Origin of the sequence: Aliiroseovarius sp. (assembly GCF_030148435.1) — a bacterium.
Classification (GTDB): Bacteria; Pseudomonadota; Alphaproteobacteria; order Rhodobacterales; family Rhodobacteraceae; genus JASBTN01.
In genome coordinates, this window is sequence record NZ_JASBTN010000081.1 from 1 (window position 1) to 26,647 (window position 26,647).

Annotated in this window: 31 protein-coding genes, 1 tRNA gene and 1 pseudogene; 22 read left to right on the forward strand and 11 right to left on the reverse strand. The window is 64.8% G+C overall.

The window, feature by feature from the left end:
* Positions 1-155, reverse strand: a 155-nt coding sequence (locus tag Q1V43_RS14700; protein WP_300520120.1) for a DMT family transporter, incomplete at its 3' end; no start/stop codon positions are given.
* 166 nt (positions 156-321) lie between these two features.
* On the opposite strand from Q1V43_RS14700, the gene Q1V43_RS14705 reads away from it, so the two are divergent.
* Positions 322-1,176 carry a D-amino-acid transaminase gene (locus Q1V43_RS14705; protein ID WP_300519558.1) on the forward strand — a complete coding sequence of 285 codons (855 nt, stop codon included), beginning with the start codon at positions 322-324 and terminating at the stop codon, positions 1,174-1,176.
* A gap of 56 nt (positions 1,177-1,232) precedes the next feature.
* On the opposite strand, the gene Q1V43_RS14710 is transcribed toward Q1V43_RS14705, so the two are convergent.
* From Q1V43_RS14710 to Q1V43_RS14730, 5 genes and pseudogenes are all read right to left on the reverse strand, one after another.
* Positions 1,233-1,643, reverse strand: a complete 411-nt coding sequence (locus tag Q1V43_RS14710) for a hypothetical protein (RefSeq protein ID WP_300519561.1) — start codon at positions 1,641-1,643, stop codon at positions 1,233-1,235.
* Entirely contained in the window at positions 1,627-2,262 is a 636-nt protein-coding gene (locus Q1V43_RS14715) for a DUF5671 domain-containing protein (protein ID WP_300519564.1), read from the reverse strand. The genes Q1V43_RS14710 and Q1V43_RS14715 overlap by 17 nt, the downstream gene beginning before the upstream one ends.
* A gap of 73 nt (positions 2,263-2,335) precedes the next feature.
* The gene (locus Q1V43_RS14720; RefSeq protein WP_300519566.1) at positions 2,336-2,719 is read right to left on the reverse strand and encodes a hypothetical protein; all 384 of its coding nucleotides are present in this window, start codon (positions 2,717-2,719) and stop codon (positions 2,336-2,338) included.
* Between the two features lies 1 nt (position 2,720).
* Positions 2,721-3,028: pseudogene (locus Q1V43_RS14725) on the reverse strand (DUF1244 domain-containing protein).
* Between the two features lie 125 nt (positions 3,029-3,153).
* On the reverse strand, positions 3,154-3,894 hold the full coding sequence (locus tag Q1V43_RS14730) for an N-formylglutamate amidohydrolase (protein ID WP_300519569.1): 741 nt from the start codon (positions 3,892-3,894) through the stop codon (positions 3,154-3,156).
* Between the two features lie 134 nt (positions 3,895-4,028).
* Between Q1V43_RS14730 and pyk the strand changes: the two genes are divergently transcribed.
* The 15 genes from pyk (at position 4,029) to Q1V43_RS14805 (ending at position 15,728) form a co-directional block, all read left to right on the forward strand.
* Entirely contained in the window at positions 4,029-5,477 is a 1,449-nt protein-coding gene (pyk, locus tag Q1V43_RS14735) for a pyruvate kinase (RefSeq protein WP_300519573.1), read from the forward strand.
* Positions 5,478-5,531: 54 nt separating this feature from the next.
* A complete protein-coding gene (locus tag Q1V43_RS14740; RefSeq protein WP_300519575.1) occupies positions 5,532-5,756 on the forward strand; it encodes a hypothetical protein in 225 nt (74 codons plus the stop codon).
* A gap of 202 nt (positions 5,757-5,958) precedes the next feature.
* A complete protein-coding gene (gene rpmI, locus Q1V43_RS14745; RefSeq protein WP_300519577.1) occupies positions 5,959-6,159 on the forward strand; it encodes a 50S ribosomal protein L35 in 201 nt (66 codons plus the stop codon).
* Between the two features lie 15 nt (positions 6,160-6,174).
* Positions 6,175-6,537 (forward strand): 50S ribosomal protein L20, encoded by a 363-nt coding sequence (gene rplT, locus Q1V43_RS14750; protein ID WP_300519579.1) that lies wholly within the window; start codon positions 6,175-6,177, stop codon positions 6,535-6,537.
* Between the two features lie 174 nt (positions 6,538-6,711).
* Complete coding sequence (gene pheS, locus Q1V43_RS14755) at positions 6,712-7,785, forward strand: phenylalanine--tRNA ligase subunit alpha (protein WP_300519581.1); 1,074 nt, start codon at positions 6,712-6,714, stop codon at positions 7,783-7,785.
* 35 nt (positions 7,786-7,820) lie between these two features.
* Positions 7,821-7,952: a hypothetical protein gene (locus Q1V43_RS14760; RefSeq protein ID WP_300519582.1), complete on the forward strand. Its 132-nt coding sequence runs from the start codon at positions 7,821-7,823 to the stop codon at positions 7,950-7,952.
* Positions 7,953-7,999: 47 nt separating this feature from the next.
* Positions 8,000-8,134 carry a hypothetical protein gene (locus Q1V43_RS14765; RefSeq protein ID WP_300519584.1) on the forward strand — a complete coding sequence of 45 codons (135 nt, stop codon included), beginning with the start codon at positions 8,000-8,002 and terminating at the stop codon, positions 8,132-8,134.
* A gap of 1 nt (position 8,135) precedes the next feature.
* The gene (locus Q1V43_RS14770) at positions 8,136-8,579 is read left to right on the forward strand and encodes an ASCH domain-containing protein (RefSeq protein ID WP_300519587.1); all 444 of its coding nucleotides are present in this window, start codon (positions 8,136-8,138) and stop codon (positions 8,577-8,579) included.
* Positions 8,576-10,969 carry a phenylalanine--tRNA ligase subunit beta gene (pheT, locus tag Q1V43_RS14775; RefSeq protein ID WP_300519589.1) on the forward strand — a complete coding sequence of 798 codons (2,394 nt, stop codon included), beginning with the start codon at positions 8,576-8,578 and terminating at the stop codon, positions 10,967-10,969. Before Q1V43_RS14770 ends, pheT begins: the two co-directional genes overlap by 4 nt.
* A gap of 58 nt (positions 10,970-11,027) precedes the next feature.
* Complete coding sequence (locus tag Q1V43_RS14780) at positions 11,028-11,477, forward strand: YtoQ family protein (protein WP_300519591.1); 450 nt, start codon at positions 11,028-11,030, stop codon at positions 11,475-11,477.
* A 94-nt stretch (positions 11,478-11,571) separates the two neighbouring features.
* Positions 11,572-13,158, forward strand: coding sequence for a GMC family oxidoreductase N-terminal domain-containing protein (locus tag Q1V43_RS14785; protein WP_300519594.1), 1,587 nt, complete (start codon positions 11,572-11,574; stop codon positions 13,156-13,158).
* A gap of 112 nt (positions 13,159-13,270) precedes the next feature.
* The gene (mscL, locus tag Q1V43_RS14790; protein WP_300519597.1) at positions 13,271-13,711 is read left to right on the forward strand and encodes a large conductance mechanosensitive channel protein MscL; all 441 of its coding nucleotides are present in this window, start codon (positions 13,271-13,273) and stop codon (positions 13,709-13,711) included.
* Between the two features lie 138 nt (positions 13,712-13,849).
* Positions 13,850-14,485, forward strand: a complete 636-nt coding sequence (locus Q1V43_RS14795; RefSeq protein ID WP_300519600.1) for an outer membrane beta-barrel protein — start codon at positions 13,850-13,852, stop codon at positions 14,483-14,485.
* 105 nt (positions 14,486-14,590) lie between these two features.
* Positions 14,591-14,667, forward strand: a tRNA-Met gene (locus Q1V43_RS14800).
* 371 nt (positions 14,668-15,038) lie between these two features.
* Positions 15,039-15,728: a Crp/Fnr family transcriptional regulator gene (locus Q1V43_RS14805; protein WP_300519603.1), complete on the forward strand. Its 690-nt coding sequence runs from the start codon at positions 15,039-15,041 to the stop codon at positions 15,726-15,728.
* A 115-nt stretch (positions 15,729-15,843) separates the two neighbouring features.
* Here Q1V43_RS14805 and ald read toward each other — a convergent pair whose 3' ends face one another.
* Positions 15,844-16,962 (reverse strand): alanine dehydrogenase, encoded by a 1,119-nt coding sequence (gene ald / locus Q1V43_RS14810; RefSeq protein WP_300519606.1) that lies wholly within the window; start codon positions 16,960-16,962, stop codon positions 15,844-15,846.
* A 149-nt stretch (positions 16,963-17,111) separates the two neighbouring features.
* On the opposite strand from ald, the gene Q1V43_RS14815 reads away from it, so the two are divergent.
* Positions 17,112-17,570: an Lrp/AsnC family transcriptional regulator gene (locus Q1V43_RS14815; RefSeq protein ID WP_300519609.1), complete on the forward strand. Its 459-nt coding sequence runs from the start codon at positions 17,112-17,114 to the stop codon at positions 17,568-17,570.
* A 126-nt stretch (positions 17,571-17,696) separates the two neighbouring features.
* Here Q1V43_RS14815 and Q1V43_RS14820 read toward each other — a convergent pair whose 3' ends face one another.
* Entirely contained in the window at positions 17,697-18,938 is a 1,242-nt protein-coding gene (locus tag Q1V43_RS14820) for an MFS transporter (RefSeq protein ID WP_300519610.1), read from the reverse strand.
* Between the two features lie 174 nt (positions 18,939-19,112).
* On the opposite strand from Q1V43_RS14820, the gene zapE reads away from it, so the two are divergent.
* Positions 19,113-20,198 carry a cell division protein ZapE gene (zapE, locus tag Q1V43_RS14825; RefSeq protein ID WP_300519612.1) on the forward strand — a complete coding sequence of 362 codons (1,086 nt, stop codon included), beginning with the start codon at positions 19,113-19,115 and terminating at the stop codon, positions 20,196-20,198.
* Positions 20,199-20,612: 414 nt separating this feature from the next.
* On the opposite strand, the gene Q1V43_RS14830 is transcribed toward zapE, so the two are convergent.
* The 3 genes from Q1V43_RS14830 to Q1V43_RS14840 form a co-directional block, all read right to left on the reverse strand.
* Positions 20,613-21,887, reverse strand: a complete 1,275-nt coding sequence (locus Q1V43_RS14830) for a folylpolyglutamate synthase/dihydrofolate synthase family protein (RefSeq protein WP_300519615.1) — start codon at positions 21,885-21,887, stop codon at positions 20,613-20,615.
* On the reverse strand, positions 21,884-22,828 hold the full coding sequence (gene accD, locus Q1V43_RS14835) for an acetyl-CoA carboxylase, carboxyltransferase subunit beta (RefSeq protein ID WP_300519617.1): 945 nt from the start codon (positions 22,826-22,828) through the stop codon (positions 21,884-21,886). The genes Q1V43_RS14830 and accD overlap by 4 nt, the downstream gene beginning before the upstream one ends.
* A 143-nt stretch (positions 22,829-22,971) precedes the next feature.
* Positions 22,972-23,874 (reverse strand): type II CAAX endopeptidase family protein, encoded by a 903-nt coding sequence (locus Q1V43_RS14840; RefSeq protein WP_300519619.1) that lies wholly within the window; start codon positions 23,872-23,874, stop codon positions 22,972-22,974.
* A gap of 198 nt (positions 23,875-24,072) precedes the next feature.
* Between Q1V43_RS14840 and Q1V43_RS14845 the strand changes: the two genes are divergently transcribed.
* From Q1V43_RS14845 to Q1V43_RS14860, 4 genes are all read left to right on the forward strand, one after another.
* Positions 24,073-24,786 carry a hypothetical protein gene (locus Q1V43_RS14845; RefSeq protein ID WP_300519621.1) on the forward strand — a complete coding sequence of 238 codons (714 nt, stop codon included), beginning with the start codon at positions 24,073-24,075 and terminating at the stop codon, positions 24,784-24,786.
* Between the two features lie 101 nt (positions 24,787-24,887).
* Positions 24,888-25,661 (forward strand): DUF6478 family protein, encoded by a 774-nt coding sequence (locus Q1V43_RS14850; RefSeq protein ID WP_300519623.1) that lies wholly within the window; start codon positions 24,888-24,890, stop codon positions 25,659-25,661.
* A gap of 24 nt (positions 25,662-25,685) precedes the next feature.
* Positions 25,686-26,066, forward strand: a complete 381-nt coding sequence (locus tag Q1V43_RS14855; protein WP_300519625.1) for a hypothetical protein — start codon at positions 25,686-25,688, stop codon at positions 26,064-26,066.
* Positions 26,067-26,078: 12 nt separating this feature from the next.
* Positions 26,079-26,618, forward strand: a complete 540-nt coding sequence (locus tag Q1V43_RS14860; RefSeq protein WP_300519628.1) for a sigma-70 family RNA polymerase sigma factor — start codon at positions 26,079-26,081, stop codon at positions 26,616-26,618.
* The last annotated feature ends 29 nt before the right edge of the window (positions 26,619-26,647 follow it).

The window sequence follows — 26,647 nt, forward strand, 5'->3', positions numbered from 1 at the left end:
ACGATGCTGGTCGTGGCCAGCGCGACCAGAAACAGGATCACCCCCGCCGCCACCGGCGAGCCCAACCGCTGCCCCAGCGCCGCGTTCAGGGCGGCCAGGACCGGAATGCCGATGCCCGCGGCCAGCATGATCAGGGCGGAATTGGTGGATGTCATGGGGCGCTCCTTTGTCACTGCGGCCAGCAAGCCGCAAAGCCCCGCGCGGGTCAACGCAGAAGGTTGGTGCCTTCGCTTATCTTTTACTGCCGGTGGCCTCGTGGTTGATTGGCGCCCGAAACCCGACTATGCCCGAGCCCGGGCGTCACACAGGAAAGGAACCGAAATGAGCCGCATCGTTTACGTGAACGGAGAATACCTGCCGGAGGCGGACGCGAAGATCTCGATCTTCGACCGCGGCTTCCTGTTTGCCGATGGTGTCTACGAAGTGACCTCGGTGCTGGACGGCAAGCTGATCGACTTCGACGGCCATGCGGTGCGGCTGGAACGCTCGTTGAACGAGCTGGACATGCCCAACCCGATTTCCAAGGACGACCTGCTGGAGGTGCACCGCAAGCTGGTCGCCGACAATGGGATTGTCGAAGGGCTGGTCTATCTGCAAATCACCCGTGGCGCGCCAGCCGACCGTGATTTCGTCTTTCCGAACCCGGACGAGACCAGGCCGACCGTGGTGCTGTTTACCCAGAACAAGCCGGGCCTTGCCGAGACCGTGAACCCGGTGAAGGTCATCTCGGTCGAGGACATCCGCTGGGGCCGTCGTGACATCAAGACGGTGCAGCTTCTGTACCCGTCGATGGGCAAGATGATGGCCAAGGCCGCCGGGGCTGACGACGCCTGGCTGGTCGAGGACGGTTATGTGACCGAAGGCACCTCGAACAACGCCTATATCGTCAAGGACGGCAAGATCATCACGCGGGCCCTGTCCACTGACATCCTGCACGGCATTACCCGCGCTGCCGTGCTGCGTTTCGCCAGGGAGGCGCAGATGGAAGTGGTCGAGCGGTCGTTCACCATCGCGGAAGCCCAGGCCGCCGACGAGGCCTTCTTTACCTCTGCCTCGGCTTTCGTCATGCCGGTGGTCGAGGTGGATGGCGCCCAACTGGGCGATGGGAACCCCGGCCCGGTCATGACCCGCCTGCGCGAGATCTATCTGGAAGAGAGCCTGAAAAAGGCGGTCTGATTCCGCCCCGCAGGTCGAAATGGAAACCCCGCGCCAGCACGCGCGGGGTTTTCGTTTCAGGGTCGGTAGTCGTAGCGGATGCAGCCACTTCCTGCGTCGAACTGGCCACCGCCAACCCAGGCCCTGTTCGCGTGGTCGTCACCCAGTTCAAGCGCCGGGCAGAGCTGGAAACTGCGCGCATCGAACTTTTCATAACCGACCGGCGCCCCGGTAAACGGGTCTTGCAGGCTGTCCCCGGGATCGCAGGCGGTCTGATCGGTCAGGGTTTCGGGCAGCGTGTCGCCAGTGGCACGGGCAAGGCAAAGCACGTGGTTGCGGGCCGTTTCGATCTGGCCAATCCTCAGCGCATCGCGCTGCTCCACCTTGCCGCGTCCGGGGCCACCGGCAACGGTCAGCCCGACAGCAACGGCAACCAGGGCCAGTCCGGCTATCGCACCGGGCAGGAGCAGCTCACGCGGCATCGTCATCCCTTCCCACTTGGTCGCGGAAATAGGCAAAGATCGCCCCGGCCACCCCGGCCAGCACGGCGGATTTCAGCGTGATCTGAAGGGTCAGGTCGCCGTCCAGCAAGCGATAGATCAGGTGCACCAGATCGCCCAACACCGTGGTTGCGGCCAGGAACATGGCCAGATAGCCCAGCCATTTGCGCACCGGCGAGCGGCGTTTGCCCGGCGCGCGGGAGACGTCTCGGCTGACGCGCATGTGCAGCCACAGAAACAGCGGGGTTGTCACGATCAGCGAGGCAATCGAGAAGCGCATCCAGTCGCGCTCCCATCCGGTAAACTCGTCACCCGGTTTGGGCACCAGAACGTCCACCGCCTGGAACAGCAGGCTGGTCACGTGCCAGGCGGTCCATCCCAGGGCGCCGAAGAGCAGCAGGTAGAAAAACGCCTCGCGCGCCGACAATTGCGGGCGCGGGCGGGGGATCGGCGGGGTAAAGGGTCTGTCGACCCAGGCCGCCAAAGCCTCCTCGACCTCGTTTCGCGCCCATCCCGCCTCGCAAAGCGCCTGGGAAATCTCGTCGCGGGACCGTCCCGCCTTCAAAGCCTCGCGGGCAAAATCCGCCAATTGATCCGATGGGCGCATGGAAGCCTCCTCTGCGTCTGCAATGGAGGTCATATGGGTTTTGAACGTTGTTCATTCAACCCGTGCCGCCGGATCAGTCTCCGCGCCTTACCCTGGCGCAGCCGGTCGAGGGGTCGAACTCTCCGCGCCCGTACCATTGATCGGCCACCCGTTCGGGTCTGTCGAAGCTGGCACAGACCTCGTAGGTCAGCGCGTTGATCTTGCGATAGCCGTAGGGCGTTCCGGTGGCCGGATCGGCCAGGCGGGTGTCACGGCCACAGCGGTCGAACGGGGCCAGTTCGTCGGGCAGCGTGCCGTCGTTCAGGTCGGCGGTGCAATAGACGAATCCGGACAGGTCGCGCAGGTCGGCCATGCGCGCCTTGTCGCTGCCCGAGGCCCGGCCCGCGCTGTTCTGAGCCATCAGGAAGGCCACCAAAACGACCCCCACCAGCACAATGACGATTTGGCGTGGCGACATGTCAATCCTCGTCCTTCAGCACGTTTTCGCGGAAGGCGACTTCGAATTCCGCCTGTTTTTCGGGGCTTGCGCCGGTCTGGTGCTGCGCCTTCCACTCGGAATAGGGCATGCCGTAGAAGGCCGTGCGCCCCTCGTCCTTGTCCATCTCGATGCCGCGTTCATTGGCGGCCTCCTGGTACCAGCGCGACAGGCAGTTCCGGCAGAACCCCGTCAGGTTCATCATGTCGATATTCTGCACGTCCCTGCGGTCTTCCATCAGGTGTTTGCGAAGGCGGCGGCCTCAAGCTCGATGCGGGTCTGGTCGTCCATGGTCGGTCCTTGGCTGTGTTCGCGGGGTCGGGCGCATTGGACCGTGGGGCGCGGGGAAGGTCAAGCCGGGTGCGCCGGGTGTGTTGGGGCGTGATCCTTCACCGAAACCACGCTGAAACGGCCCTTCACAGCCCGGTGGCGTCCAGCACTTCCTCGAGGATCGGTGCCAGCCGCCTGGCCCAGGCATATTGCTGCGCGTCGGTCTCGATCAGGTCGTTGCGGATCTCGATCAGCACGTTGGCGCGGCCCGGCTTGATGGCGTGGCGGTCGACGCTGTCGCCATCCAGATGCCCGCCATAGGGTTCGTTTTCACCGACGCAGAGATCCGGTTCCGCCTCCAGCCGGCGGATCAGCGGTTTCGCCAGCCGGTCGTCGCGCCCGTAAAGAATGCCCACATGCCAGGGCCGCGGCTGCCGCCCGCGCAGCTGGCGCGTGTAGCTGTGGATCGACAGCAGAACCGTGTCCTGCTGCCGTGCTGCCAGCCGGGCCTGCGCCTTGTGGTAAGGGCGGTAATAGGCCTCCAGCCGGCGTTCGCGTTCCTCCGGGCCCGCGTGTCGGTTGGCGGGAATGATCGTGCCGTCATAAAGCTTCATCAGCACGGTCGGGTCATCCTCGCCCCGGTTCGGGTCGATCACCAGGCGCGAGAAATTGGACAGGATCGCCGGGGCGTTCAGCATCTCGGCCAGGGCCAGGGTTACGCCCGCCGCGCCCGGGTCGAAGGCAATGTGACGCGCCATATCTTCCGGCGAAAGCCCCAGGTCGCCGCCGTTTACCTCCTGCGGCACCGTATTGGCCGCGTGGTCGCAGGTCACAAGCCAGCGGGCGGGGCGGTCTTCGCCGAAAACGTGAAAGGGCAGATATGTCATGGTCGTGTTTCACTCCGGGTTCAGACCCATTTATGCGAGCAAATCGGAAAGCGCCAGTTGTCACGTCGGGCGAATTGTTGCATAGAGCAGGTGGCCCACCGAAAATGACGAATTGCAAAGGGGAGAAGTGCGCGATGAGACGCCTTCGAAACGTCAAGATCGTGGCCACGCTGGGCCCCGCATCAAGCGACTATGACAGCATCCGGGCCCTGTTCGAGGCCGGCGCCGACGTGTTCCGCCTGAACATGTCCCACGGCACCCAGGACGAACAGCGTGCCCGCCATGACATCGTGCGCCAGGTCGAAAAGGACATGGGGCGCCCGATCGCCATCCTTGCCGACCTGCAGGGACCGAAACTGCGCTGCGGCACCTTTTCCGCCTCCGCCGCCGAACTGGACGAGGGCAATCCGTTCCGCTTCGATCTGGACGAAACCCCGGGCGAAGGCCACCGGGTCTGCCTGCCGCATCCCGAGATCTTCGCGGCGCTGAAACCCGGTGCGACCCTGCTGGTGAACGACGGCAAGATCCGCCTGCGTGTTCAGGACTGCGGCCCCGACTTTGCCGATTGCATTGTCGAGGTGGGCGGGACCATCTCGGACCGCAAGGGCGTGAACGTGCCCGACGTGGTGCTGCCGCTGGCCGCCCTGTCGGACAAGGACCGCTCGGACCTGGAATTCGCCTGCCAGCTGGGTGTCGACTGGCTGGCGCTGTCCTTCGTGCAGCGCCGCCAGGACATGGACGAAGCGCGGCAACTGGCCCAGGGCCGTGCTGCGGTGCTGGCCAAGATCGAAAAACCCGCCGCTGTCGATGCCTTCCCGGAGATCCTGGATGCCTCGGACGGGATCATGGTCGCGCGCGGTGATCTGGGCGTCGAACTGCCGGTGCAGGCGGTCCCGCCGATCCAGAAACGCCTGATCCACAGCTGCCGCCGTGCCGGCAAGCCGGTGATCGTCGCCACCCAGATGCTGGAAAGCATGATCGAAAGCCCGGTGCCCACCCGTGCCGAGGTCTCGGACGTGGCCAACGCGATCTATGACGGGGCCGATGCGGTGATGCTGTCGGCGGAATCGGCCGCGGGCTCCTACCCGGTCGAGGCGGTCACAACCATGGACAAGGTCGCGATCGAGGTCGAAAGCGACCCGACCTATCGTGAACAGATCGAGGCCAGCCGCGTGGCGAAACGCTCGACCGTCGCTGACGGTATCGTCGCCGCGGCACGCGAGATCGCCGAGACCACCGACATCAAGGCGATCTGCTGCTTTACCCAATCGGGCACCACCGCCGAACTGACCGCGCGCGAACGTCCCCGCGTGCCGATCATCGCGCTGACCCCGCTGGTGGGCACGGCGCGGCGCCTGTGCCTGTCCTGGGGCACCAACTGTTTCGTGACCGCCGGCGACGTGGAGCGGTTCAAGGCCGCCGTGGTTTCTGCGGCGCGGGCGGCCCGGTCGGGGGGCTTCGCCGAGGAGGCCGACCAGATCGTCGTCACCGCCGGCGTGCCCTTCAATGTGCCCGGCACGACCAATATCCTCAGGGTTGCGCCCTGCGCGGAACGGTTGATTTACGCAACTGACCCGGAGTAAACTTCCTCGCATTCCCTTACCGGTTGTTTCCGGAATTCTGTAAAGGTTTTGCGAATGACGAATGACCTGTATCTGGTGATCGGGGTCGTGGTGCTTGCGCTGTCGATCCCGCCTGTTCTGGGGGCGTTGCTGGACCACCGCGCGCCGCGCGTGCCTGCGATCATGATCCTGATCGGCGGCGGGCTGGTGACGCTGGCCGTGACCCAGCAGCCCGGCGGCTATACGCTCGAGGATATTCCCAACGCCTTTGTCCGGGTGATCGGCCAGTTCATCCGCTGAATTCCCGGCCCGCTGGCTTGCGCGACCGGGCGGCACCGTTCATAGGGGCACTGGTGGCGCCGCGGTGGCCCTCCCGCAAGAATTCCCGCCCGAATCCCCTTGCCTGTGTCCCCGATCCCGACTATACGGCGCACTTCAACTGCGCGGCCGGCTCGAGAGGCATGCCGAGTCGCGTCTGTACCGAACTCAAGAGGAGACGGAAATGCCCAAGATGAAGACCAAATCGAGCTGCAAGAAGCGGTTCAAGGTGACGGCGTCGGGCCGCGTGAAGGCCGGTCAGGCCGGCAAGCGCCACGGCATGATCAAACGCACCAACAAATTCCTGCGCAATGCGCGCGGCACCACGCTGCTGTCGGCCCCTGACGAGAAAATCGTCAAGGGCATGATGCCCTATTCGCGCTAAGCAGGAGGATCAGACATGTCCCGAGTTAAAGGCGGAACCACCACCCACGCCCGTCACAAGAAGGTCGTCAAGGCCGCGAAAGGCTATTACGGCCGTCGCAAGAACACCTTCAAGGTTGCACGTCAGGCCGTCGACAAGGCCAACCAATACGCCACCCGTGACCGCAAGAACCGCAAGCGGAACTTCCGCGCTCTGTGGATCCAGCGCATCAACGCCGCCGTGCGTGCCCATGATGAAAGCCTGACCTACTCGCGCTTCATCAACGGCCTGAACACCGCCGGCATCGAAGTGGACCGCAAGGTCCTGGCCGACCTGGCCGTGCACGAGCCCGAAGCGTTTACCGCCATCGTCGAAAAGGCGAAGGCCGCGCTCGCGTAAGCCCACCGGGCAAACGATATAGCGGAGCAATCCCAGGAAAAGTGGATACCGGTTTTCCGGTTCGGGATTGCGACCACTAGAAATGAAGCCGCGGACCTTTACGGGTCTCGCGGCTTCTTGCTTATTTGCGCCTCATTTCGTAGCAGGGGCATGACGTAATCCAAGGGGGTCCAGATGGACGATCTGAGGCAGAAATATATCGACGCGGTTGCCGGGGCGGCAGACGAAAGCGCGCTGGAGGACATCCGCGTGCAGGCCGTGGGCAAGAAGGGCGAAGTGGCCCTGAAAATGCGCGAACTGGGCAAGATGACGCCTGAGGAACGCCAAGTCATGGGCCCCAGGCTGAACGCGCTGAAGGACGAGATCAACTCGGCCATCTCCGCCAAGAAATCCGCGCTGGCCGATGCCGCGCTGGATGAACGCCTGCGCACCGAATGGCTGGACGTGACCCTGTCCGGCCGGCCCGAGCGGCGCGGGACCATTCATCCGATTTCCCAGGTCACGGAAGAGATCACCGCGATCTTCGCCGACATGGGCTTTTCCGTCGCCGAAGGCCCGCAGATCGAAAGCGACTGGTACAATTTCGATGCGCTGAACATCCCGCCGCACCACCCGGCCCGGCAGGAGTTTGACACGTTCTACATGCACCGCGACGCGGGCGACGACCGCCCGCCCCACGTGCTGCGCACCCATACGTCACCTGTGCAGATCCGCGCGCTGGAGGCCCACGGCGCGCCGATCCGCGTGATCGCTCCGGGCCGCGTCTATCGCTCGGATTACGATCAGACCCACACGCCGATGTTCCACCAGGTCGAAGGGCTTGCGATCGACAAGGACATCTCGATGGCGAACCTGAAATGGTGCCTCGAAGAATTCTGCCGCGCCTTCTTCGAAGTGGACAATGTCGAACTGCGCTTCCGCGCCTCGCATTTCCCCTTCACCGAACCCTCCGCCGAGGTCGACCTGCGCTGTTCCTGGGCGGGCGGCCAGCTGAAGGTCGGCGAGGGCGACGACTGGATGGAGATCCTGGGCTCCGGCATGGTGCACCCGAAAGTGCTGCAATCGGCGGGCGTCGACCCCGACAAATGGCAGGGCTTCGCCTTCGGCCTCGGCATCGACCGGCTGGCCATGCTGAAATACGGCATCCCCGACCTGCGCGCCTTCTTCGACAGCGACCTGCGCTGGCTGCGCCACTACGGGTTCAGCGCGCTGGACGTCCCGACCATGCGCGGGGGGCTGTCACGCTAATGCCGATCTGGATGAATGTTAGTGTGGTCTTGCTGATGGCTCTGGTTGTCCTTTGGGGCGTCAGGGGCCTGATCCGGGAAATTGACCACTCGATGGAAAATTCGGACGCCGAAGACGGCTCCGAACCGGAAGAAACGACCGCTGATGAGGATCGGGGCGACCGCTAGGACGCGCGGCCCGGACCTCTGCCAACCAGCTGACCGAGGAAATGAACATGAGATTCACACCCTCCCGCCTGAAAGACCACCTCGACACCACGGCTTCGGTGGGTGAGATCGCCGAGGCGCCGACCGGTCCGGGCCTTTACGGTGTGACCTTGACCAACGCCACCGGGCAACAGGGAGCCTGATATGAACGACGACATGGAAGACCTGCAGGTCACATATCCCGGCGCGGGGACGTTCAAGTTTGGCGATACGGCCAAGCTGTCGGCAAAGCTGCTCAAACGGGTGCGCGCGGGGCAGAAACGGGCGATCTCGGGCGCGCTTTCGGATTTCGCCGATGATCCGGCCTCGATGCCCAAGGTTGGCCGCTGCGATATTGCCGCCAACTGGGATGGCACGCCTGCGCTGGTGATCCGAACGAAATCGGTCCAGCAGGTCCGGTTTTGCGACGTGACCGAGGAACTGGCCCAGGCCGAAGGCGAAACGCTGGAAGGCTGGCAGCGCGGCCACAAGGCCTATTTTGAACGCAACGGTGGGTTTGACCCCGAAATGATGCTGCTTTTCGAGGTATTCGAAGTGGTTGAGGATCTGGCAAGCCGTCCGGCGATGCCGACGAAGGACAAGACATGAAATTCACACTCTCCTGGCTGAAAGACCACCTCGACACCACCGCTTCGGTGGACGAGATCGCCGAGGCGCTGACCGATCTGGGCCTCGAGGTCGAGGACATCATCAACCCCGCCGAACGGCTGGGCGCCTTTACGCTGGCGAAAGTCACCTCGGCCTCTCAGCACCCCGATGCCGACCGGTTGCGCGTCTGCACCGTGGCCACCGACGAAGGCGACAAGCAGATCGTCTGCGGCGCGCCCAATGCGCGCGAGGGCATTACCGTGGTGCTCGCCAAACCCGGCGACTACGTGCCCGGGATTGATGTGACGCTCTCCGTGGGCAAGATCCGCGGCGTGGAAAGCCACGGCATGATGGCGTCCGAGCGCGAGCTGGAGCTCTCGGACGAACACAACGGCATCATCGAGCTGCCCTCGGGCGAGATCGGCCAGAAGTTCACCGACTGGCTGGCGGAAAACGACCCGGCCAAGGTCGATCCGGTGATCGACATCGCCATTACGCCGAACCGTCAGGACGCGCTGGGTGTGCGTGGCATCGCGCGCGACCTCGCGGCCCGTGGTATCGGAACGCTGAAACCCGCCCCCGAAGCCAAGGTTGAAGGCAGCTTTGACAGCCCGATCACCGTCACCATCGACGAGGATACGCGCGACGACGCCCATGTCTTCATGGGCCGCCTGATCCGTGGCGTGAAGAACGGCCCGTCGCCCCGGTGGCTGCAGGACCGCCTGCGCGCCATCGGGCTGCGGCCCATTTCGGCGCTTGTCGATATCACCAACTTCTTCACCTATGACCAGAACCGCCCGCTGCATGTGTTCGACGCGGACAAGGTCAACGGCAACCTGCGGGTGCACCGCACCAAGGGCGGCGAAACGCTGGTGGGGCTGGACGAGAAGGAATACACCTTTCCCGAAGGCGCCGTGGTGATTTCGGACGACCATGAGATTGAAAGCATCGCAGGCATCATGGGCGGTCTGCGCACCGGCTGTACCGAGGAGACCGTGAACGTCTTTCTCGAGGCCGCTGTCTGGGACACGATCCAGATCGCCAAGACCGGCCGCGCGCTGAAGATCAACTCGGACGCGCGGTATCGCAACGAACGCGGAATCGACCCGCAGTTCAACGCGCCCGCGATCGAGCTGGCGACCCGGATGATCCTGGACTTCTGCGGCGGCGAGGCCTCGCATGTCGTGACCGCTGGCGAAGTGCCTGACACGTCGCGTGCCTACAAGCTCGACACCGATCGCGTGGTCAGCCTGGTCGGCATGGAGATCCCGGCGGATGAACAGCGCGCAACGCTGGAAGCCCTGGGGTTCGTGATGGACGGTGACATGGCCCGGGTGCCCAGCTGGCGCCCGGACGTGCAGGGCCCGGCCGACCTGGTCGAGGAGGTCGCGCGCGTGGCCTCGCTGACCAAACTGGTCGGCAAACCGCTGGCCCGTGTCGAGACCGGCGTGCCGAAACCGGTGCTGACCCCGATGCAGAAACGCGAAGGCATCGCGCGGCGCACCGTTGCCGCGCTGGGCTACAATGAATGCGTGACCTACAGCTTCATCGACGAAGCCAATGCGGCGGCGTATGGGGGCGTGGACGCGAACCGGCTGGAAAACCCGATTTCCAGCGAGATGAGCCATATGCGTCCCTCGCTTCTGCCCGGCCTGCTGGCCGCTGCTGCCCGCAACCAGGCGCGTGGCTTCATGGACCTGGCCCTGTTCGAGGTCGGCCCCGTCTTTCACGGCGCCGAACCGGATGAGCAGGAAACCCTCGTGACCGGCATCCTGGTCGGCCACACCGGGCCCAAGGACCGTTTCGGCGCGCGTCGTCCGGTCGACACGTTCGATGCCAAGGCGGATATCGAGGCGGTGCTGTCGGCGCTCGGCGCGCCGGCAAAACTGATGCACCTGCGCGACATGAACGCCTGGTGGCACCCGGGCCGCTCGGCGAAACTGTCGCTCGGGCCGAAGAACGTGCTGGGCGCCTTTGGCGAGCTGCACCCGAAAGCCATCGAGGCCGCCGATGTGAAAGGCCCCGTCGTTGCCTTCGCGGTGCATATCGGCAAGATCCCCTTCCCCAAGAACAAGGGGGCCACGCGCGCCGCTCTGGGCGCCAGTGATCTGCAATCGGTCGAACGCGATTTCGCCTTCGTGGTGGACGCGGACGTCGAAGCGGTGAACCTGGTGAACGCCGCCCAAGGCGCCGACAAGGTGCTGATCGACGAGGTGCGCGTGTTTGACGAGTTTATCGGCGGCTCGCTGGGCGAAGGCAAGAAATCCCTTGCCATCACCGTGCGCCTGCAACCGCGCGACGCGACCCTGACCGAAAAGGACATCGAGGCGGTCAGCGCCAGGATCGTCCAGAAGGTCGAGAAAGCCACCGGCGGCATGCTGCGCGGCTGACACATATTCTTTCCGAACGCCCCGCCACCTGCGGGGCGTCTCCATCTGTGAGGTTCCCATGACCCTGAACGTCTATCTTTCCGGCGAAATCCACACTGACTGGCGCGAGCAGATCATCGAAGGCGCCAAGGGGCTGGACGTCAGCTTTGCCGCGCCCGTCACGGACCATGACGCCTCGGACGATTGCGGCGTGGCGATCCTGGGCGCCGAGGACAACAAGTTCTGGCATGACCACAAGGGCGCGAAAGTGAACGCCATCCGCACCCGCCGCCTGATCGAGCAGGCCGACGTGGTCGTGGTGCGGTTCGGCGACAAGTACAAGCAGTGGAACGCGGCCTTCGACGCTGGCCAGGCGGCGGCGCTGGGCAAGTCGCTGATCGTCATGCACGGGCCCGACCACCAGCACGCGTTGAAAGAGGTCGATGCCGCCGCGCTTGCCGTGACCGAGACGCCGGAGCAGGTGGTGGAGATTTTGACCTACGTGCTGACCGGGGCGCTGCCGGGCTGAGGCAAACCGGTTTCTTCGAAAAATTCCGGCACCACCAGTCGTTAACGCATGGTCAGCATTCCCTGCCGCGCTTTTCCCCGGCTAGGCTGCGGCCATGGAATTCGATTACGTGATCGTGGGCGGCGGTTCGGGTGGGGCCACCCTGGCAGGCCGCCTGTCCGAAGACCCGAAAGTCACCGTCTGCCTGCTGGAGGCGGGCGGCAAGGGCGACGGGTTCCTGATCCGCGCGCCCGCCATGGTGGCGGCCATGGTGTCCGGCCGGCCACGGCTCAACAACTGGGCGCTGAAAACCACGCCGCAGCCCGGGTTGAACGAGCGGCGCGGGTTCCAGCCACGCGGCCGCGCGCTGGGCGGATCCTCGGCGATCAACGCGATGCTCTACGTGCGCGGGCACCGCAGGGATTACGACGAATGGGCCGCCCTTGGCGCCAGGGGCTGGGGCTGGGACGATGTGCTGCCCTGGTTCCGCAAGTCCGAGGGCAATGCGCGCGGCGCGGACGGGCTGCACGGGGCGGATGGCCCGCTGCAGGTCGGTGACATCTCCGAGCCCCATGCCATCAGCCCTGCCTTCGTTACCGCAGGGAAACAGTGCCAGCACCCGGAAAACACCGATTTCAACGGGTCTGCACAGGAGGGTGTCGGCCTCTACCAGGTCACACAGTTCGGTGACGGTCCCAAACGCGGCGAGCGCTGTTCGGCTGCCGCCGCCTACCTACTGCCGCACCTGAACCGCCGCAATCTGCATGTGATCACCGGCACCCAGGCCCATCGAGTGCTCTTCGACGGGCACCGCGCGGCCGGCGTGATACATGACAGGGGCAGGCTGAGGGCCCGGCGCGAGGTGATCCTGTCGGCAGGAGCCTTCCAGACCCCGCAGCTGCTGATGCTCTCGGGGATCGGTCCCGCCGCCCACCTGCGGTCCCACGGGATTGAGCTGCGTCACGACAGCCCCGAGGTCGGCCGGAATCTGCAGGACCACCTGGACCACGTGATCAGCTACCATTCCCTGCGCCCCGACACTGTCGGCCTGACCCCGCGCGGGATTTACAACATGGCGAAGGCCGGGGTGAAATGGGCGCGCACCGGGCAGGGGCTGTTTGCCACCCCCTTTGCCGAAGGCGCGGGGTTCCTGCGCTCCGAACCGGGGCTGGATCGCCCCGACCTGCAATTGCATTTCGTCGCAGGCATCGTCGACCAGCACATGCGCCGGCTGCATTTCCGCTTCGGCTATTCCTGCCATGTCTGCGTGCTGCGCCCGCATTCGCGCGGACAGGTCACGCTGAAATCCACCGACCCCCGGGCCACGCCGCGTATCGACCCGGGATTTTTGTCGGACGGGCGTGACCTCGACCTGATGGTGAAAGGCGCGCGCCTGACCGAGACGATCCTGGAGGCCCCGGCGCTTGCCCCCTGGCGCGGCCGCAGGCTCTATCCCCATGACGGAACCGACGAGGCCATTCGCGAGGACATCCGCAACCGCGCCGACACGATCTATCACCCGGTTGGCACTGCCCGCATGGGTGGTCCCGACGCGCCCTGCGACCCGCAGGGGCGGGTGCGCGGGGTCGATGGTCTGCGCGTGGTCGATGCCTCGCTCATGCCGCGCCTGATCGGCGGCAATACCAATGCGCCCATCATCATGATGGCCGAAAAGATTTCCGATGGGATGCGCGCAAATTGAGACCCCGGGCGGAATTTTCCCCTGAACGATCCGGGGCAAACATGCCAATCTGAGGCAGGATCTGCGAACGAAGGCCATTCGCGAGCAGGCAGGACAGTAGAGGTGAGGACACATGCTGCAGGAATTCAAGGACTTCATCGCCAAGGGCAATGTCATGGACATGGCTGTCGGCATCATCATCGGCGCGGCCTTTACCGCGATCGTCAAATCCATGGTCGGCGACCTGATCAACCCGTTCGTGGGCCTGTTCATGGGAGGGGTGGATTTCACCAACCTCTATGTGGTGCTGTCGGGCGAGGTGGCCGCGGGCGCCAGCCTGGAGGCCGCGCGCGAGGCCGGGGCAGCGGTCTTCGCCTATGGCGCCTTCATCATGGCCGTGATCAACTTCCTGATCATCGCCTTCGTCGTTTTCATGCTGGTGCGCTACGTGAACAAGGTCAAGGAAGCGGCTGCCAAAAAGGAAGAAGAGGCCCCGGCCGAGGAAGAGGCCCCCGCCGGCCCCACCGAAGTCGAGCTGCTGACCGAGATCCGCGACGCCCTCGCGGCCAAGTGAAAATGCGCCCCTGCTGGGGTGCGCATCAGGGCCGGTGCCATGCGGCGCCAGCCCTTCCGGTTGCGTCCCGCTGACAGGGGCGGTGTTTTGTGCTATACTTATTTCATTGATATCCGGTCTGAAAATTGGAGATCAGTGATGAGATTGCCATTTGCCTTCGCCATTCTTTGCGCCTCCATCGGCTCGGCGGCTCTTGCCGACGGGCCGCAGGATGTGATCGACCATGCAACTGCTGCCAGCCCCTATGCGCCCCTGCCCGGCAATGTCTACGACTGGAGCGGGCCCTATCTGGGCGGTCTGGCGGTCTATGGCGGTGGGAATATGCGATATGCCTCGCCGGATGCGCAGTTCCGGATCGAGGATGATGCGGGGTTTGGCGGCTTCGCCGGATACAACTGGCAACGCGGCCAGGCTGTCTTTGGCGGCGAGCTGTCGGTGCTGGATTTCAACGCTGTGCCGCCTGCATCCCCGGGCGAGGATTTCGGCATGCTGATCGACCTCAAGGCCCGCGCGGGCGTGGCCGCCGGCCGGACACTGGTTTACGGGTTCCTTGGCTATTCCTTTGGCGGATACGAGAGGCCCGCGCCCTTCGGGAACTGGGACGTGGAGGGGCCGACCTACGGGTTGGGCGCCGATGTTGCCGTGTCCGACAATGCTTTCGTAGGGATCGAATATTCGCGCCGCGAGTTGGACGGGCTGGTCGGAAATGGCGGCGGCCAGACCCAGGCCATCGACCTGGACCTCCTGCAATTGCGCTTCGGCTGGCGGTTCTGAACCCATTCCCCGCACAGTTCGCCAGGCTACGCTTTTTTTGCCCGCAACAGGGTGTTTTTCGTTTGACACCGCCCCCGGTCGGCAATAAATCAGCCTCCTGTGAATGGCGTGGTAGCTCAGCTGGTTAGAGCACAGCACTCATAATGCTGGGGTCGGCGGTTCAAGTCCGCCCCACGCTACCATTCACCTGCCGGGCCTGATGGCCGTGGACGACCCCGCCTCTGGTGGGGTTTTCTTTTTTCGCGACAGGAAATCGGGCCGCACAATTCAGCCAACCCGCCAGCGTGATCCGGTCTGTTTTCGCCGCTCCGCGTGCCGGTCTCCTCGGCCCGGCGGACTGCGGGGCCACAGGGGATTTCGTGCCCGGACGGGCGATTGTGAACCGCCCGGTAAATTTTTTGGTGCAAATCGCCGCATGCAAGCAATTGATTTTACGCGAAAACAATCCCTAATTGAATTATGTATGTGTGAAATATCGAAAAATTGATCTGCGTCAAAATGACCCAGGCATGAACCGTCTAAGGTGGCAGACCTCAGCCAAGGAGGGTTCCAGATGCTCGATATGTCGTCCTGCGCCACAACAGAGTTTCCATTGCTCCACCGCCTGTCCGACCACGTTGCCCGCTGCCTTCTGTCGCGCGGGGTGGAGCGGCGATATGCCCGTGGCGAAGTGATCTGCCTGCAAAGCGAACCCGCCCACACGCTCAAACTGATCACCGGGGGGTGGGTCAAGCTCTATCGCGTGACCTGCTCGGGCGACGAGGCCATCCTGGCCACGCTGAACCGCGGCGACAGTTTCGACGAGGTCGCCGCCCTGCGCGGTGGCAGCAGCAAGCTGTCGGTCGAGGCAATGACCGACTGCACGATCCTGCATTTCGACCTGAGTGCGATCTGTTCCTGCGCAGGGGCAGAGGCCGAAATTTCGGCGGCGGTGCTGCGGGCGGCTTCCGACAAGATGGACGAGTTGATCACCCAGCTTGAAGGGCTGAAGATCAAGACCGGGATCCAGCGGCTCTGCGAATTCCTGCTGGAGCTGGCCGGGGATACGCCCAAGGCTGCGCAGTTGGAACTGCCCTTCGACAAGATCATCCTGGCCGGCAAGCTGGGCATGCAGCCCGAAAGCCTGTCGCGCGCCTTCAAGAAGCTGAAGCCGCAGGGCGTGCAGAGCAACCGGCGCGACGTGCGTATCGACAATGTCACGGCGCTGCGCTGCTTTGTCGAGGATGAAGCCCTGGTGGCTTGACCCGGGCAAGCAACCACTTCCGACAAGAAAAAAGCCCGAGGCGCAGGCCTCGGGCAGTCATGTCTCCGGGAGGAGGGATGCGACGCGCCGAAGGGACAGGCGCGCCGCGAGGAGGTTATTTCTTCAACGCCAACGCCGGCGAGATCACGTCAAGCCCCAGCGCCTTGCCGACCGCGTAATAGGTCAGTTCGCCGGCATGCACGTTCAACCCGTTCAAGAGGTGCGGATCGTCCTCGCAGGCCTGTTTCCAGCCCTTGTCGGCCAGCGCCAGCATGAAGGGCATCGTGGCGTTGCCCAGCGCAAGCGTCGAGGTGCGGGCCACCGCGCCGGGCATGTTGGCGACGCAGTAATGCATGATGCCGTCCACCTCGTAGACCGGATCGGCATGGGTGGTCGCGCGCGAGGTTTCGAAACAGCCGCCCTGGTCGATGGCCACGTCGACCAGCGCCGCGCCCGGCTTCATGGTCGACAGCTGTTCGCGGCTGACCAGCTTGGGCGCCTCGGCACCGGGGATCAGAACCGCACCGATCACCATGTCGGCGGTCTGGATCAACTCGGCGGTGGCACCGGCGGTCGAATACTGGTTCTTGAATTCACGCCCGAACACGTCGTCGAGGTACCGCAGACGCGGCAGCGACCGGTCGAGGATGGTCACGTCCGCGCCCATGCCCGCAGCCACCTTGGCCGCGTGGGTGCCGACCACGCCGCCGCCGATCACCACGACCTTGGCCGGGCCCACACCGGGCACGCCGCCCATCAGCACACCGCGGCCACCGTTGGCCTTCTGCAGGGTCCAGGCGCCGACCTGCGGGGCCAGACGACCGGCCACCTCGGACATCGGGGCTAGCAGAGGCAACCCGCCGCGGTCATCGGTCACGGTCTCATAGGCAATCGCGGTGCAGCCGCTGTCCAGCAGGTCGCGGGTCTGCTCCGGGTCCGGGGCCAGGTGCAGATAGGTGAACAGAAGCTGGCCTTCGCGCAGCATCTTGCGTTCGACCGCCTGGGGTTCCTTCACCTTCACGATCATCTCGGCCTTGGCAAAGATCTCTTCCGCCGTGCCCAGCACCTCGGCGCCGATCGCGCGGTAGTCATCGTCCGAGAACCCGGCACCGGCGCCGGCGTTGGTCTCGACGATAACCTTGTGGCCGCGGGCAATGGCCTCGCCAGCCGCGTTCGGGGTCAGGCCGACCCGAAATTCCTGGGGTTTGATTTCCTTTGGGCATCCGATCAACATTTGCGCGCTCCGTTCCCTGTGTTTTCGTAAGCTGCCTCAATTTTGGGCAAGGCCGGGCGCAATTGCTTTGAATTCTTCGCGCAGGCTGCTAGGTCTTGTCGAAGGATTTCCCGCGTCCGGGAAGAATTGCGCAAGGAACGTGTGCGGACATGGAGCTCGACAGCATAGATCGTCGCATCCTGGGGGTATTGCAGAAAGCCGGACGGATCTCGAATGCCGAGCTGTCCGACCGGGTGAACCTGTCGCCCTCGGCCTGTCACCGCCGGGTGCAGCGGCTGGAGGCGGAGGGGTTCATCAAGGATTATGTCGCTTTGCTGGACGCGCGCAAGATGGGATGTCCGACGACCGTGTTCGTCGAGATCACCCTGTCCGGCCAGGCCGACGAGGTGCTGGAGGCGTTCGAGCGCGAGGTGGCGCTGGTGCCCGACGTGCTGGAATGCCACCTGATGGCAGGCAAGTCGGACTATCTGTTGAAGGTCGTGGCCGAAAACACCGAGGATTTCGCCCGCATCCACCGCCAGTACCTGGCCCGCCTGCCCGGGGTGCAGGGCATGCAGTCGAGCTTTGCCCTGCGCACGGTGTTCAAGACCACCGCGCTGCCGGTCTAGGGGGCGGGGGCTCCCGCCCGTCGTTGGGGCCTTCGGCCCCGCCTCCGGTTGGGCGTGGCCGCGCTTCGCGCGGCGGTTTCTTGCCTCCGGCGGGGATATTTTCGGAAAGATGAAAGGGGAAGGCGGTCAGGCTGGTCGCGCCGCCAGCGGCTGTTCCTTCACCGGCAGGTGCACGATGGCCGAGAAGGCGCCGACCCCCACGCCGATCCACCAGACCATCGTGTAATCGCCAAAGGCGTCATACATGCGGCCACCCAGCCAGACGCCCAGAAAGCTGCCCAGCTGGTGCGAGAAGAAGACGATGCCGTAGAGCGTGCCCATGTACCTGAGCCCGTAGATATGCGCGACCAGGCCTGAGGTCAGCGGCACCGTGGCCAGCCAGAGCGAGCCCATGGCGATGGAGAACAGGATCACCGACATCGGTGTGATCGGCATCAGGATGAACAGGGCGGCCACCAGCGTGCGCCCGGTATAGATCGCTGCCAGCAGATATTTCTTGGAATAGCGCTTGCCCAGGTAGCCCGCGTAGAGCGTGCCGGCGATGTTTGCCAGCCCGATGAGCGAGATCGACACCGCCCCCAGCGCCGAGGTGGTCGTGACCCCGATCGAGGCCAGAGGGCCCGAGGGGTCGATTGCGCCGCTCATCTCGGTCACGAAGGCGGGAAAATGCGCGGTGATGAAGCCCAGTTGGTAGCCGCAGGAGAAGAAGCCCAGGAAGATCAGCGAATAGGAAGGGTCGCGGAAGGCCTTTTTCAGGACCGCGCTCAGGCTTTCCTCCAGCTCTGCCCTGGTGGCGACGGTGTCGCTGCGCATCATCGGCAGAAGCAACAGAACCGCCAGGATCGCCACCGCAAACAGGCCGAAGACTGTCTGCCAGGGCATCAGCGTCAGCATCCATTCGGCCATCGGCGCGCCGAAGACCTGACCTGCCGAGCCCGCCGCGGTGGCAATCGCCAGCGCCATTGAGCGGTTATCGTCCGAGGCCGCGCGGCCGACCACCGCCAGGATCACGCCGAAGCCGGTGCCGGCGATGCCGAAGCCCACCAGGATCTCCAGGACCTGATGCGCGCCGGGGGTGACGGCATAGCTCGAGGCCACCAGCCCTGCCGCATAGGTCAGAGCGCCCAGGATGATCGCCTTGCGGTCGCCGATCTTCTCGGCGATGGCGCCGAAGATTGGCTGGCCGAGGCCCCAGGCCAGGTTCTGGATCGCGATGGCCAGGCTGAACTCGGCCCGCGCCCAGCCGAATTCTTCTGCGATGGGGATCTGGAACACGCCGAAACTGGCCCGGATCGCGAAGGACACGAGAATGATGATGCATCCGGCCATCAGGACCGGAGTGATGAGGGGCGCGCGCGTTTCGGTCATGGCGCGCAGGGTCGCGCAAATCCGGCCAGACGGTCAAATCATTGTTTCTGATGTCTTGCACCATGATTTCTTAACTGCGCGACAAGTGGGGCCACGTCGGACGGGGGAAGATGAATGTCCCGCCCCGTCGCACCCCCCCTTTTCTTAACCGCCGGGCCGGTCTATCCCATCCTCATGAGCACGTTGAACAAGATCTATCACGACCGGGTCCGCGCCGGCGATATTCATGCCGATCCCGCGCAGGAATCCGTGCTTCCGATCCTGGAAGACATCCGCCACCACCTCGAAACCACCCGGCAGAAGAAACGCGGCATCCTCGGTGGCCTTTTCCACAAGCCCGAGGAAACGCCGATGGGCCTCTACCTCTGGGGCGGGGTCGGGCGCGGCAAGAGCTTCCTGATGGACCTCTTCGTCGACAATATCGCGATCGAGGGCAAGCGCCGCGTGCATTTCCACGCGTTCATGCAGGAGGTCCACGCGGGCATGCACGAAGCCCGCCAGCAGGGGGTGGATGACGCGCTGGCCCCGGTGGCGGCCGAGATCGCCAGGGACGTGCGTCTGTTTGCCTTTGACGAGATGCAGATCACCGACATCACCGACGCGATGATCGTCGGCCGCCTGTTCGAGCTTCTGATGGAAGCGGGCGTGGTCATCGTCACCACCTCGAACCGCACTCCCGACGATCTCTACAAGGACGGGCTCAACCGCCAGCTCTTCCTGCCCTTCATCGACCTTTTGAAGGCGCGCATGGCGGTGCACGAGCTGATCAGCCCGAACGACTATCGCCAGAACCGTCTGGAGGGCGAGCAGGTCTATTTCACCCCCCCGAATGCCGAAGCCCGCGCGGCGGTGAACGCGATCTGGACCGATCTCACCGGTGGACAGGCCAAACCGCACACCATTACCGTCAAGGGCCGCGATGTCATCCTGCCCGCCTTCCACAACGGCGTGGCGCGGGCGGGGTTTCACGACCTCTGTGGCGCGATGCTGGGGCCGGGCGACTACCTGGCCATTGCCGAAACGGTAAAGGTGTTGATCCTCGACAACATCCCCGCGCTGTCACGGTCGAATTTCAACGAGGCAAAGCGTTTCGTCACGCTGATCGACGCGCTTTACGAGGCCCGGGTGCGCCTGATCGCCAGCGCCGCCGCCCAGCCCGAAATGCTCTATATCGAGGGCGCGGGGAGCTTCGAATTCGAACGCACCGCGTCGCGCCTGCGTGAAATGCAGGACAAGGATTGGGGCCGGGATACGGACTGACCCCCCCTTTTCATCTTTCCCCAAATGTCCCCGCCGGAGCCGAAGCCGAGAGATCGAGCGCGCCGCAGGCGCCCCTTTTGACAACAACGCAAAAGAAAGGGCCGCCCGGTGGGCGACCCCTTCCTGCCTCGACTGGTGCGGACGCGCCGGGCTGTTCCTGAATACCCGTGTCACGTGAAGGTCAACTGCTCGTATTTCCACTATATATTGAGCCATCATGCGGAATTCGTCAATATTCAGTAGCGTTTCATAGGGGCACCCGGAGTGGGCGGAAAAAGTGAGTCCTTTCCGCAGCTTGAGTCGGCCACGAGGGGGTCTTGCGTGGGGAGGGCCGAAAAATCTTTGCTCGACCGGTGGTAAAAAGGCGGGGAAGGGGCAAATCACCCCCGTCACCAAGGCACGGGTGAACCCCTGTCAGCCGTTTTGTTTCAGCACGTCGCCCGCCAGGTAAAGCGAGCCGCAGATCAGGATGCGCGCGCCGGGGTGGTCGGCGGTGATCTTGCGAATGGCAGCCTCCACATCCGGGGCGGTGGTGGCGCCCAGGCGCACTTGCTGGGCGAATTCCGCCGTATCCTCGGCCGGGATCGTATTGGGCTCCCCCGGGATCGACACGGCCGTGAGACTGTCGGCCACCGCCGCCAGCGGGCGCATATAGCCGGTCACATCTTTGGTGTTCAGCATGCCGCAGATCAGGTGGGTCGGTTTCGGCGGTAGCCCGGCCAATACATCGGCCAGCATTTCGCCGGCCGCCGGGTTGTGCCCGCCATCCAGCCACAGTTCGGCCTCGCCTGCCGCCGCGACCAGCGGGCCGGTCTTCAGCCGTTGCATGCGGGCGGGCCAGGTGACGTTTTCCATTGCCGCCACGCAGGCTTCCTCGCCGTATCCCAGAGCGCGCAGGGCGACCACGGCAGCGGCGGCGTTTTCCATCTGGTGACGGCCGATCAGCGCCGGTTTCGGCAGATCGAGAAGCCCGGTTTCATCCTGCACCACCAGACGGCCGCGTTCCTCGTGAAAATGCCAATGCTGCCCATGCACCAGCAACGGCGCACCCAGCCGGGCCGCGCGCGCCTCGATCACGTCCAGCGCCTCGTCGGGCTGCGGGCCAACCACGCAGGGCACGCCGCGCTTCAGGATCCCGGCCTTTTCGCCGGCGATCTTCGCCAGCGTGTCGCCCAGGAACTGCACATGGTCGATCGAGATCGGCGTGATCACCGTCAGCGCCGGTTGGTCCACCACATTGGTGGCGTCCAGTCGGCCACCCAATCCGGTCTCCAGCAGGGTATAATCCGCAGGCGTTTCCGCGAAAGCCAGCAGGGCCGCGACCGTGGTGATCTCGAAATAGGTAATGTTCTCGCCGCCATTGGCCCTGTAGCAGCGGTCCAGCACCTCGGTCAGGGCCGGTTCCGAGATCAGCGCGCCCGCCAGGCGGATACGCTCGTGAAACCGCGCCAGATGCGGCGAGGTATAGGCATGCACGGATTTGCCCGCGCCTTCCAGCCCCGCGCGGATCATCGCCTGGGTCGAGCCCTTGCCATTGGTGCCCGCCAGGTGGATCACGCCGGGCAGGCGGCGCTCGGGATGGTCCAGAGCGGCCAGAAGGCGCCAGACCCGGTCCAGCGTCAGGTCGATGATCTTCGGGTGCAGCGCCATCATCCGGTCGAGGATGACGTCCGATGTCGGCGCGCTCACGCCTTTTCGGCCTTCTCGGCGGGGTCCGCCGGGGCTTCGACAGGGGTCTCTTCCACCATTTCCGGCGCGGGCAGGTCGCCCTTTACCGCGGGCGGCTGGCCGGTCAGCATGCGCAGGATCGTCACCAGCTCGTCCTTCATGTCGCGCCGGTGGGTGACGCGGTCCAGCATGCCGTGGTCCAGCAGGTATTCGGCGCGCTGGAACCCTTCGGGCAGTTTCTCGCGAATGGTCTGTTCGATCACGCGCGGGCCTGCAAAGCAGATCAGCGCGTTGGGCTCGGCGATATGCACGTCGCCCAGCATCGCGTAGGAGGCCGTGACGCCCCCGGTGGTCGGATGGGTCAGGACGACAATGTACGGCAGCCCGGCCTCTTTCAGCATCTGCACGGCCACGGTGGTGCGCGGCATCTGCATGAGGCTCAGGATGCCTTCCTGCATGCGCGCGCCACCGGCGGCGGAAAACAGCACCAGCGGGCGGCGCGTCTGAACCGCCCGCTCGGCGGCGGCGATGATCGCATTGCCCACATACATGCCCATGGAGCCGCCCATGAAGCTGAAATCCTGTGCCGCGGCCACGATGGGCGTGCGGCCGATCTCGCCTTCCGCCACCAGCATCGCCTCACGCTCGCCGGTTCCCTTGCGGGCGGTTTTCATGCGGTCGGGGTATTTCTTCTGGTCCTTGAAGCTCAGCGGGTCATCGACCGGTGCGGGGACCTCGACCTCGGTAAAGATGCCGCCATCGAACAGCGCGCCGAAACGCTCACGCGGGGTGATCGCCATGTGGTGGTCGCAGCTGGTGCAGACATTCAGGTTCTCGGCCAGTTCGCGATGAAACAGCATGGTGCCGCATTTATTGCACTTGGTCCAAAGGTTCTCGGGCACTTCGCGGCGCGAGAAAAGCGAGTTGATCCGGGGGCGGACGTAGTTGGAAATCCAGTTCATCGCCGAGTCCTTGGTTTACGTTGCGCAACTATCTATGCCTCAGCGGCAGGATTTGCAATCGGCCCGTGGCGGTTCTTGACCGCCACCTGGTTCTATAGTGTGGCGGTTCTTGACCGCCACCCGGTTCGATAGTGGGGCGGTTCTTAACCGGCACCCGGTTCGGGCGTCTTGCGGTCCATCCAGCGCCACCAGGCAATGAAAATTCCGACGCTCAGCACGATGACAACGGTAAAGGACCAGGTCATGTAGCCACTTTTCGGCGTCACCACGAGGGCAAAGAGCGTCAGCCCCGCCATCTCGCCCTTTACCCCCATCACCAGAGCCAGCAGGTTGTTGGCGAAATGCAAGCCCGCCGCGGCTCCCAGATTTCCGGTGCGCAGAGTGACCATGCAGGCGATCACCCCCACCAGCGTCGTATTCAGCACATACATGTAGGCGTTCACGCCCCAGGTGGCCGGGGCGAAATGCAGCACCCCGAACAGGGCCGAAGGCAGGACGGCCGCAATCCAGAGCGAGCGGAACCTTGCCCGGAGCTGGCCCAGCAGGTAGCCGCGAAAGACCAGTTCCTCGGCGAGGCTCTGCATGAAGACGACCGGGATCACCAGCGGCAGCCAGAGCAACCATTCCCCCAGCGGGCGCAGCTGCACGATCTCCGGCGCGCCCGGCCACAGGATCTGCTCCAGCCCCGTCACCAGGAATCCGGCCAGGGCCAGCACTCCGATGGCGGCCATGCCATGGCGGAAATGGCGCAGGTTCAGGCGCAGGCTGGGGCCGAACAGGCTGCGGTATCCGCGCCGGTGCAGCAGCGGCAGCACCAGCGCCAGGCCGATGTGCAATCCCAGGAATGGCAGGAAGATCATCAGGGCGGTTGTCGGCGTGGCGGCCAGGGCGATCCCCTGGCGGGTCAGGCCGAACACCGCCACCATGACGATGATCAGCCCCATGGCGACCAGGGCGAAGATGGCCCAGGTCAGGACCAGCCCCAACAGGGTGCGCCAGAGCTGTGGCCGCGCAAGGGCCGGTTGCCAGAACGGAGGCTGTGTCACGCGAAACTCCTGTGTCGTTTCCGCACCTTGGCCCTTCCGCGCTGCGCTGTCCACCAGTCGCCCTGCTTGTCTGGCCCGGCCCGCCCGGCTATGTCGTGGCCAAGGGAGACGGCAGACGTGATTTCCAGGTATCAAACGCGGGCGGCGCTTTGGGCCGTCGTCATGGGGGTGAGCCTCGCAGGCTGTGTGGGCACGGGCATGTTGCCGTCCCTGGGCGGCACACAGGGCGCGCGGGCCGCGCAGAGCATGATGGTGGCCGGCGGGACGCTGCGTGTGAAGGGGCCCGAGGGCTATTGCGTGGACACCGGTGCCAGCCGGACGGGCGAGGCGGACGGCTTTGTCCTGCTGGGTTCGTGCCGGGCGATCTCCCATCATCCCCGCGATCCGCATCCGGAGCGGCCGATGGTGCTGACCGTTGCGGTTTCCGCCCGGGCCGGTCAAGCCCCGGCCGATCCCGAGGCGCCCCCCGCGCGTGACCTGGCCGGGCTCGAAACCTATCTGCGCTCCGACACCGGCCGCCAGGCGCTCAGCCGCACGGGGGATGCGGACAGCGTGCAGATCGCCCGTGCCCTGCAACAGGATGGCGTGCTTTACCTGCACATCACCGACGACAGCCCGAACCCGATGGGCGCCGTGACCGGAGCCTATTGGCGCGCCTTCTTTGATCTGCGGGGCGCGGCGGTCTCCGTGACCGTGACCGCGCTGGCCAGCCAGCCGGTTGATGAAGGCACCGCCCTGGCCCAGATCCAAAGGGCCGTCGCCGCCCTGCGCGCGGCCAACCCCGAGCGTGGAACAACCGCGGGAAGGGCCCTTGCAGGCCTGGCTGATCGTTTCCTTGGGCGAAACAACTCCGGGGCCGGGCCGGCGGACACCCCCGCGCCGATCCCGGGGGCATCCGCCGCAGCACGTTGATTTCCGGCGAAAATGCGAGATTTCTTAATTCAATCGCAGGAAAAAACCCACTAAGACTGGAAACAATGGACACCTCGAAGGCGACTGGTTACAGGCATCCCATGGCAAAAGGCGTAAACGGCATTCTGGATCGTATCCTGCATCGGCGGGTCATGCGCCGCTGGGCCAGGGTGGGGGATCGCGCGGCCACGCTGGACCTGGCCACGCTGCGCCAGCTGCGCGCCCGTGCCCGGGGGCTCCGGCGCCAGATCGACCGGCTGCTCCATGTTGCCGATGGCCGTCTGACCCTGCCGCTGGTCGGCTCCAACGCCTTTCAGAAACCCCTGCATTCCGACTGGGGCTGGCGCCCGCAGCTCTGGCGCGGCCCGATTTCGCCGCCAGGCGCCTCGGCGGTCGAGACCAAGGCGATGTTCGGCGACGAGGTCACGCTGTTTCACGACTGCCGGATTTCCGAACTCACCGTGCGCCAGCTGCGCAACACCCGCGCGCAGGATCTGGCCCCCTTCGGGCTGCGGATGGACGTGTTCCGCTTCGACGGTTCCTTCCTTTCCCTGGTGATCGACCTGCCGGACGAGGCGGTGGCGGGGCTGAAACGCAAACACCTGGTGCGGCTGTCCACCGTGGTCGAGCTGGAAAAGCCGCTGGAAATCTTTGCACGGCTCAACATCAGGCACGGGCCCAACACCGAACAGGTGGTGCGCGAACTGCCTCTGGACGAGGACGAGGTCATGGTCGAGTTCGACCTGGCCTATACCAAGATGAATGAAAAGCGTGTCGAAAGCGCCTGGGTCGACCTGATCTTCGAAAACCCGGAGATGAGCCAGGTCGTGCTGCGCGACGTGACATTCAGCCGCCGCCCGCGCGCGGAAGTGTGAAGTGCAAAGTGTGAGGAGGGCCTGATGAGCACCGAACTGACCCTGACGAAAACCCGCATCCAGGCCGGTGTCTGGGAAGGCGAACTGCGGGTTGCGGGCACGCGCACCGAACCGCGGATCGAGGTCAGCCACCTGACCCAGCCGATCGACGGTGTCGAGATCGCCGAGGACCCCGAAACACCCGGCCGCTTCATCCTGCGCGTGCCGATCCCGCGTGAGGTGCTCTATGACGGGGTGCAGAGCTTCGTGATCACCGAGGCGGTGTCCGGTGAAAAACTGGGCAGTTTCACCATAGTGACCGGCCAGCCGCTGGAGGATGACGTGCGCGCGGAAATGGCGCTCCTGCGCGAAGAGCTCGACATGCTCAAACGCGCCTTCCGCCGCCACTGCCTGGAAACCACCTGACGGGGGCGGGAAATGCGGCTTGAGGACATCTGGAAGGACTACAGCGCTGGCCTGCGTCGCTATCTCTCGGCCCATCTGGCCGACCCGGATGATGTCGAGGACGTGCTGCAGACCGTGCTGATCAAGACCCATGCCAATCTTGACCGGCTGGGCGAGGTCGCCAACCTGCGCGGCTGGCTCACCCGGGTTGCCCGCAACGCCGCCGTGGATTTTCACCGCCGCAAGGGCCGGGTGGTGCCGCATCCCGACGACCTCTGGTACACGGATGACGAGACGCCCGACGACTCCAGCCTGGACCGCTGCGTGCACCCGTTCCTTGACGCGCTGCCCGCCAGTCAGGCCGCGCTGCTGCGCGCAATCGACCTTGAGGGGCAAAGCCAGAAAGTCTATGCCGCCGAACACGGCCTGGTCTATTCCACAGTCAAATCCCGCGTGCAGGCCGCCCGCGCTGCCCTGCGCCGCGTGTTCGAAACCTGTTGCGCGCTGAAGATCGACGCCCGCGGGCGGGTCATCGAAACCACTCGCAAATCAGGCTTTTGCGGCGATTGTTGAAAAAATCTCGTCCCTCTCAGGCCCCCTGC

Bases quoted from the DNA above. Each gene is read 5' to 3' on its own strand.
- Q1V43_RS14705 (WP_300519558.1), top strand. From the start codon at position 322: ATGAGCCGCATCGTTTACGTGAACGGAGAATACCTGCCGGAGGCGGAC.
- Q1V43_RS14710 (WP_300519561.1), bottom strand. From the start codon at position 1,643: ATGACGATGCCGCGTGAGCTGCTCCTGCCCGGTGCGATAGCCGGACTG.
- Q1V43_RS14715 (WP_300519564.1), bottom strand. From the start codon at position 2,262: ATGCGCCCATCGGATCAATTGGCGGATTTTGCCCGCGAGGCTTTGAAG.
- Q1V43_RS14720 (WP_300519566.1), bottom strand. From the start codon at position 2,719: ATGTCGCCACGCCAAATCGTCATTGTGCTGGTGGGGGTCGTTTTGGTG.
- Q1V43_RS14730 (WP_300519569.1), bottom strand. From the start codon at position 3,894: ATGACATATCTGCCCTTTCACGTTTTCGGCGAAGACCGCCCCGCCCGC.
- pyk (WP_300519573.1), top strand. From the start codon at position 4,029: ATGAGACGCCTTCGAAACGTCAAGATCGTGGCCACGCTGGGCCCCGCA.
- Q1V43_RS14740 (WP_300519575.1), top strand. From the start codon at position 5,532: ATGACGAATGACCTGTATCTGGTGATCGGGGTCGTGGTGCTTGCGCTG.
- rpmI (WP_300519577.1), top strand. From the start codon at position 5,959: ATGCCCAAGATGAAGACCAAATCGAGCTGCAAGAAGCGGTTCAAGGTG.
- rplT (WP_300519579.1), top strand. From the start codon at position 6,175: ATGTCCCGAGTTAAAGGCGGAACCACCACCCACGCCCGTCACAAGAAG.
- pheS (WP_300519581.1), top strand. From the start codon at position 6,712: ATGGACGATCTGAGGCAGAAATATATCGACGCGGTTGCCGGGGCGGCA.
- Q1V43_RS14760 (WP_300519582.1), top strand. From the start codon at position 7,821: ATGGCTCTGGTTGTCCTTTGGGGCGTCAGGGGCCTGATCCGGGAAATT.
- Q1V43_RS14765 (WP_300519584.1), top strand. From the start codon at position 8,000: ATGAGATTCACACCCTCCCGCCTGAAAGACCACCTCGACACCACGGCT.
- Q1V43_RS14770 (WP_300519587.1), top strand. From the start codon at position 8,136: ATGAACGACGACATGGAAGACCTGCAGGTCACATATCCCGGCGCGGGG.
- pheT (WP_300519589.1), top strand. From the start codon at position 8,576: ATGAAATTCACACTCTCCTGGCTGAAAGACCACCTCGACACCACCGCT.
- Q1V43_RS14780 (WP_300519591.1), top strand. From the start codon at position 11,028: ATGACCCTGAACGTCTATCTTTCCGGCGAAATCCACACTGACTGGCGC.
- Q1V43_RS14785 (WP_300519594.1), top strand. From the start codon at position 11,572: ATGGAATTCGATTACGTGATCGTGGGCGGCGGTTCGGGTGGGGCCACC.
- mscL (WP_300519597.1), top strand. From the start codon at position 13,271: ATGCTGCAGGAATTCAAGGACTTCATCGCCAAGGGCAATGTCATGGAC.
- Q1V43_RS14795 (WP_300519600.1), top strand. From the start codon at position 13,850: ATGAGATTGCCATTTGCCTTCGCCATTCTTTGCGCCTCCATCGGCTCG.
- Q1V43_RS14805 (WP_300519603.1), top strand. From the start codon at position 15,039: ATGCTCGATATGTCGTCCTGCGCCACAACAGAGTTTCCATTGCTCCAC.
- ald (WP_300519606.1), bottom strand. From the start codon at position 16,962: ATGTTGATCGGATGCCCAAAGGAAATCAAACCCCAGGAATTTCGGGTC.
- Q1V43_RS14815 (WP_300519609.1), top strand. From the start codon at position 17,112: ATGGAGCTCGACAGCATAGATCGTCGCATCCTGGGGGTATTGCAGAAA.
- Q1V43_RS14820 (WP_300519610.1), bottom strand. From the start codon at position 18,938: ATGACCGAAACGCGCGCGCCCCTCATCACTCCGGTCCTGATGGCCGGA.
- zapE (WP_300519612.1), top strand. From the start codon at position 19,113: ATGAGCACGTTGAACAAGATCTATCACGACCGGGTCCGCGCCGGCGAT.
- accD (WP_300519617.1), bottom strand. From the start codon at position 22,828: ATGAACTGGATTTCCAACTACGTCCGCCCCCGGATCAACTCGCTTTTC.
- Q1V43_RS14845 (WP_300519621.1), top strand. From the start codon at position 24,073: ATGTTGCCGTCCCTGGGCGGCACACAGGGCGCGCGGGCCGCGCAGAGC.
- Q1V43_RS14850 (WP_300519623.1), top strand. From the start codon at position 24,888: ATGGCAAAAGGCGTAAACGGCATTCTGGATCGTATCCTGCATCGGCGG.
- Q1V43_RS14855 (WP_300519625.1), top strand. From the start codon at position 25,686: ATGAGCACCGAACTGACCCTGACGAAAACCCGCATCCAGGCCGGTGTC.
- Q1V43_RS14860 (WP_300519628.1), top strand. From the start codon at position 26,079: ATGCGGCTTGAGGACATCTGGAAGGACTACAGCGCTGGCCTGCGTCGC.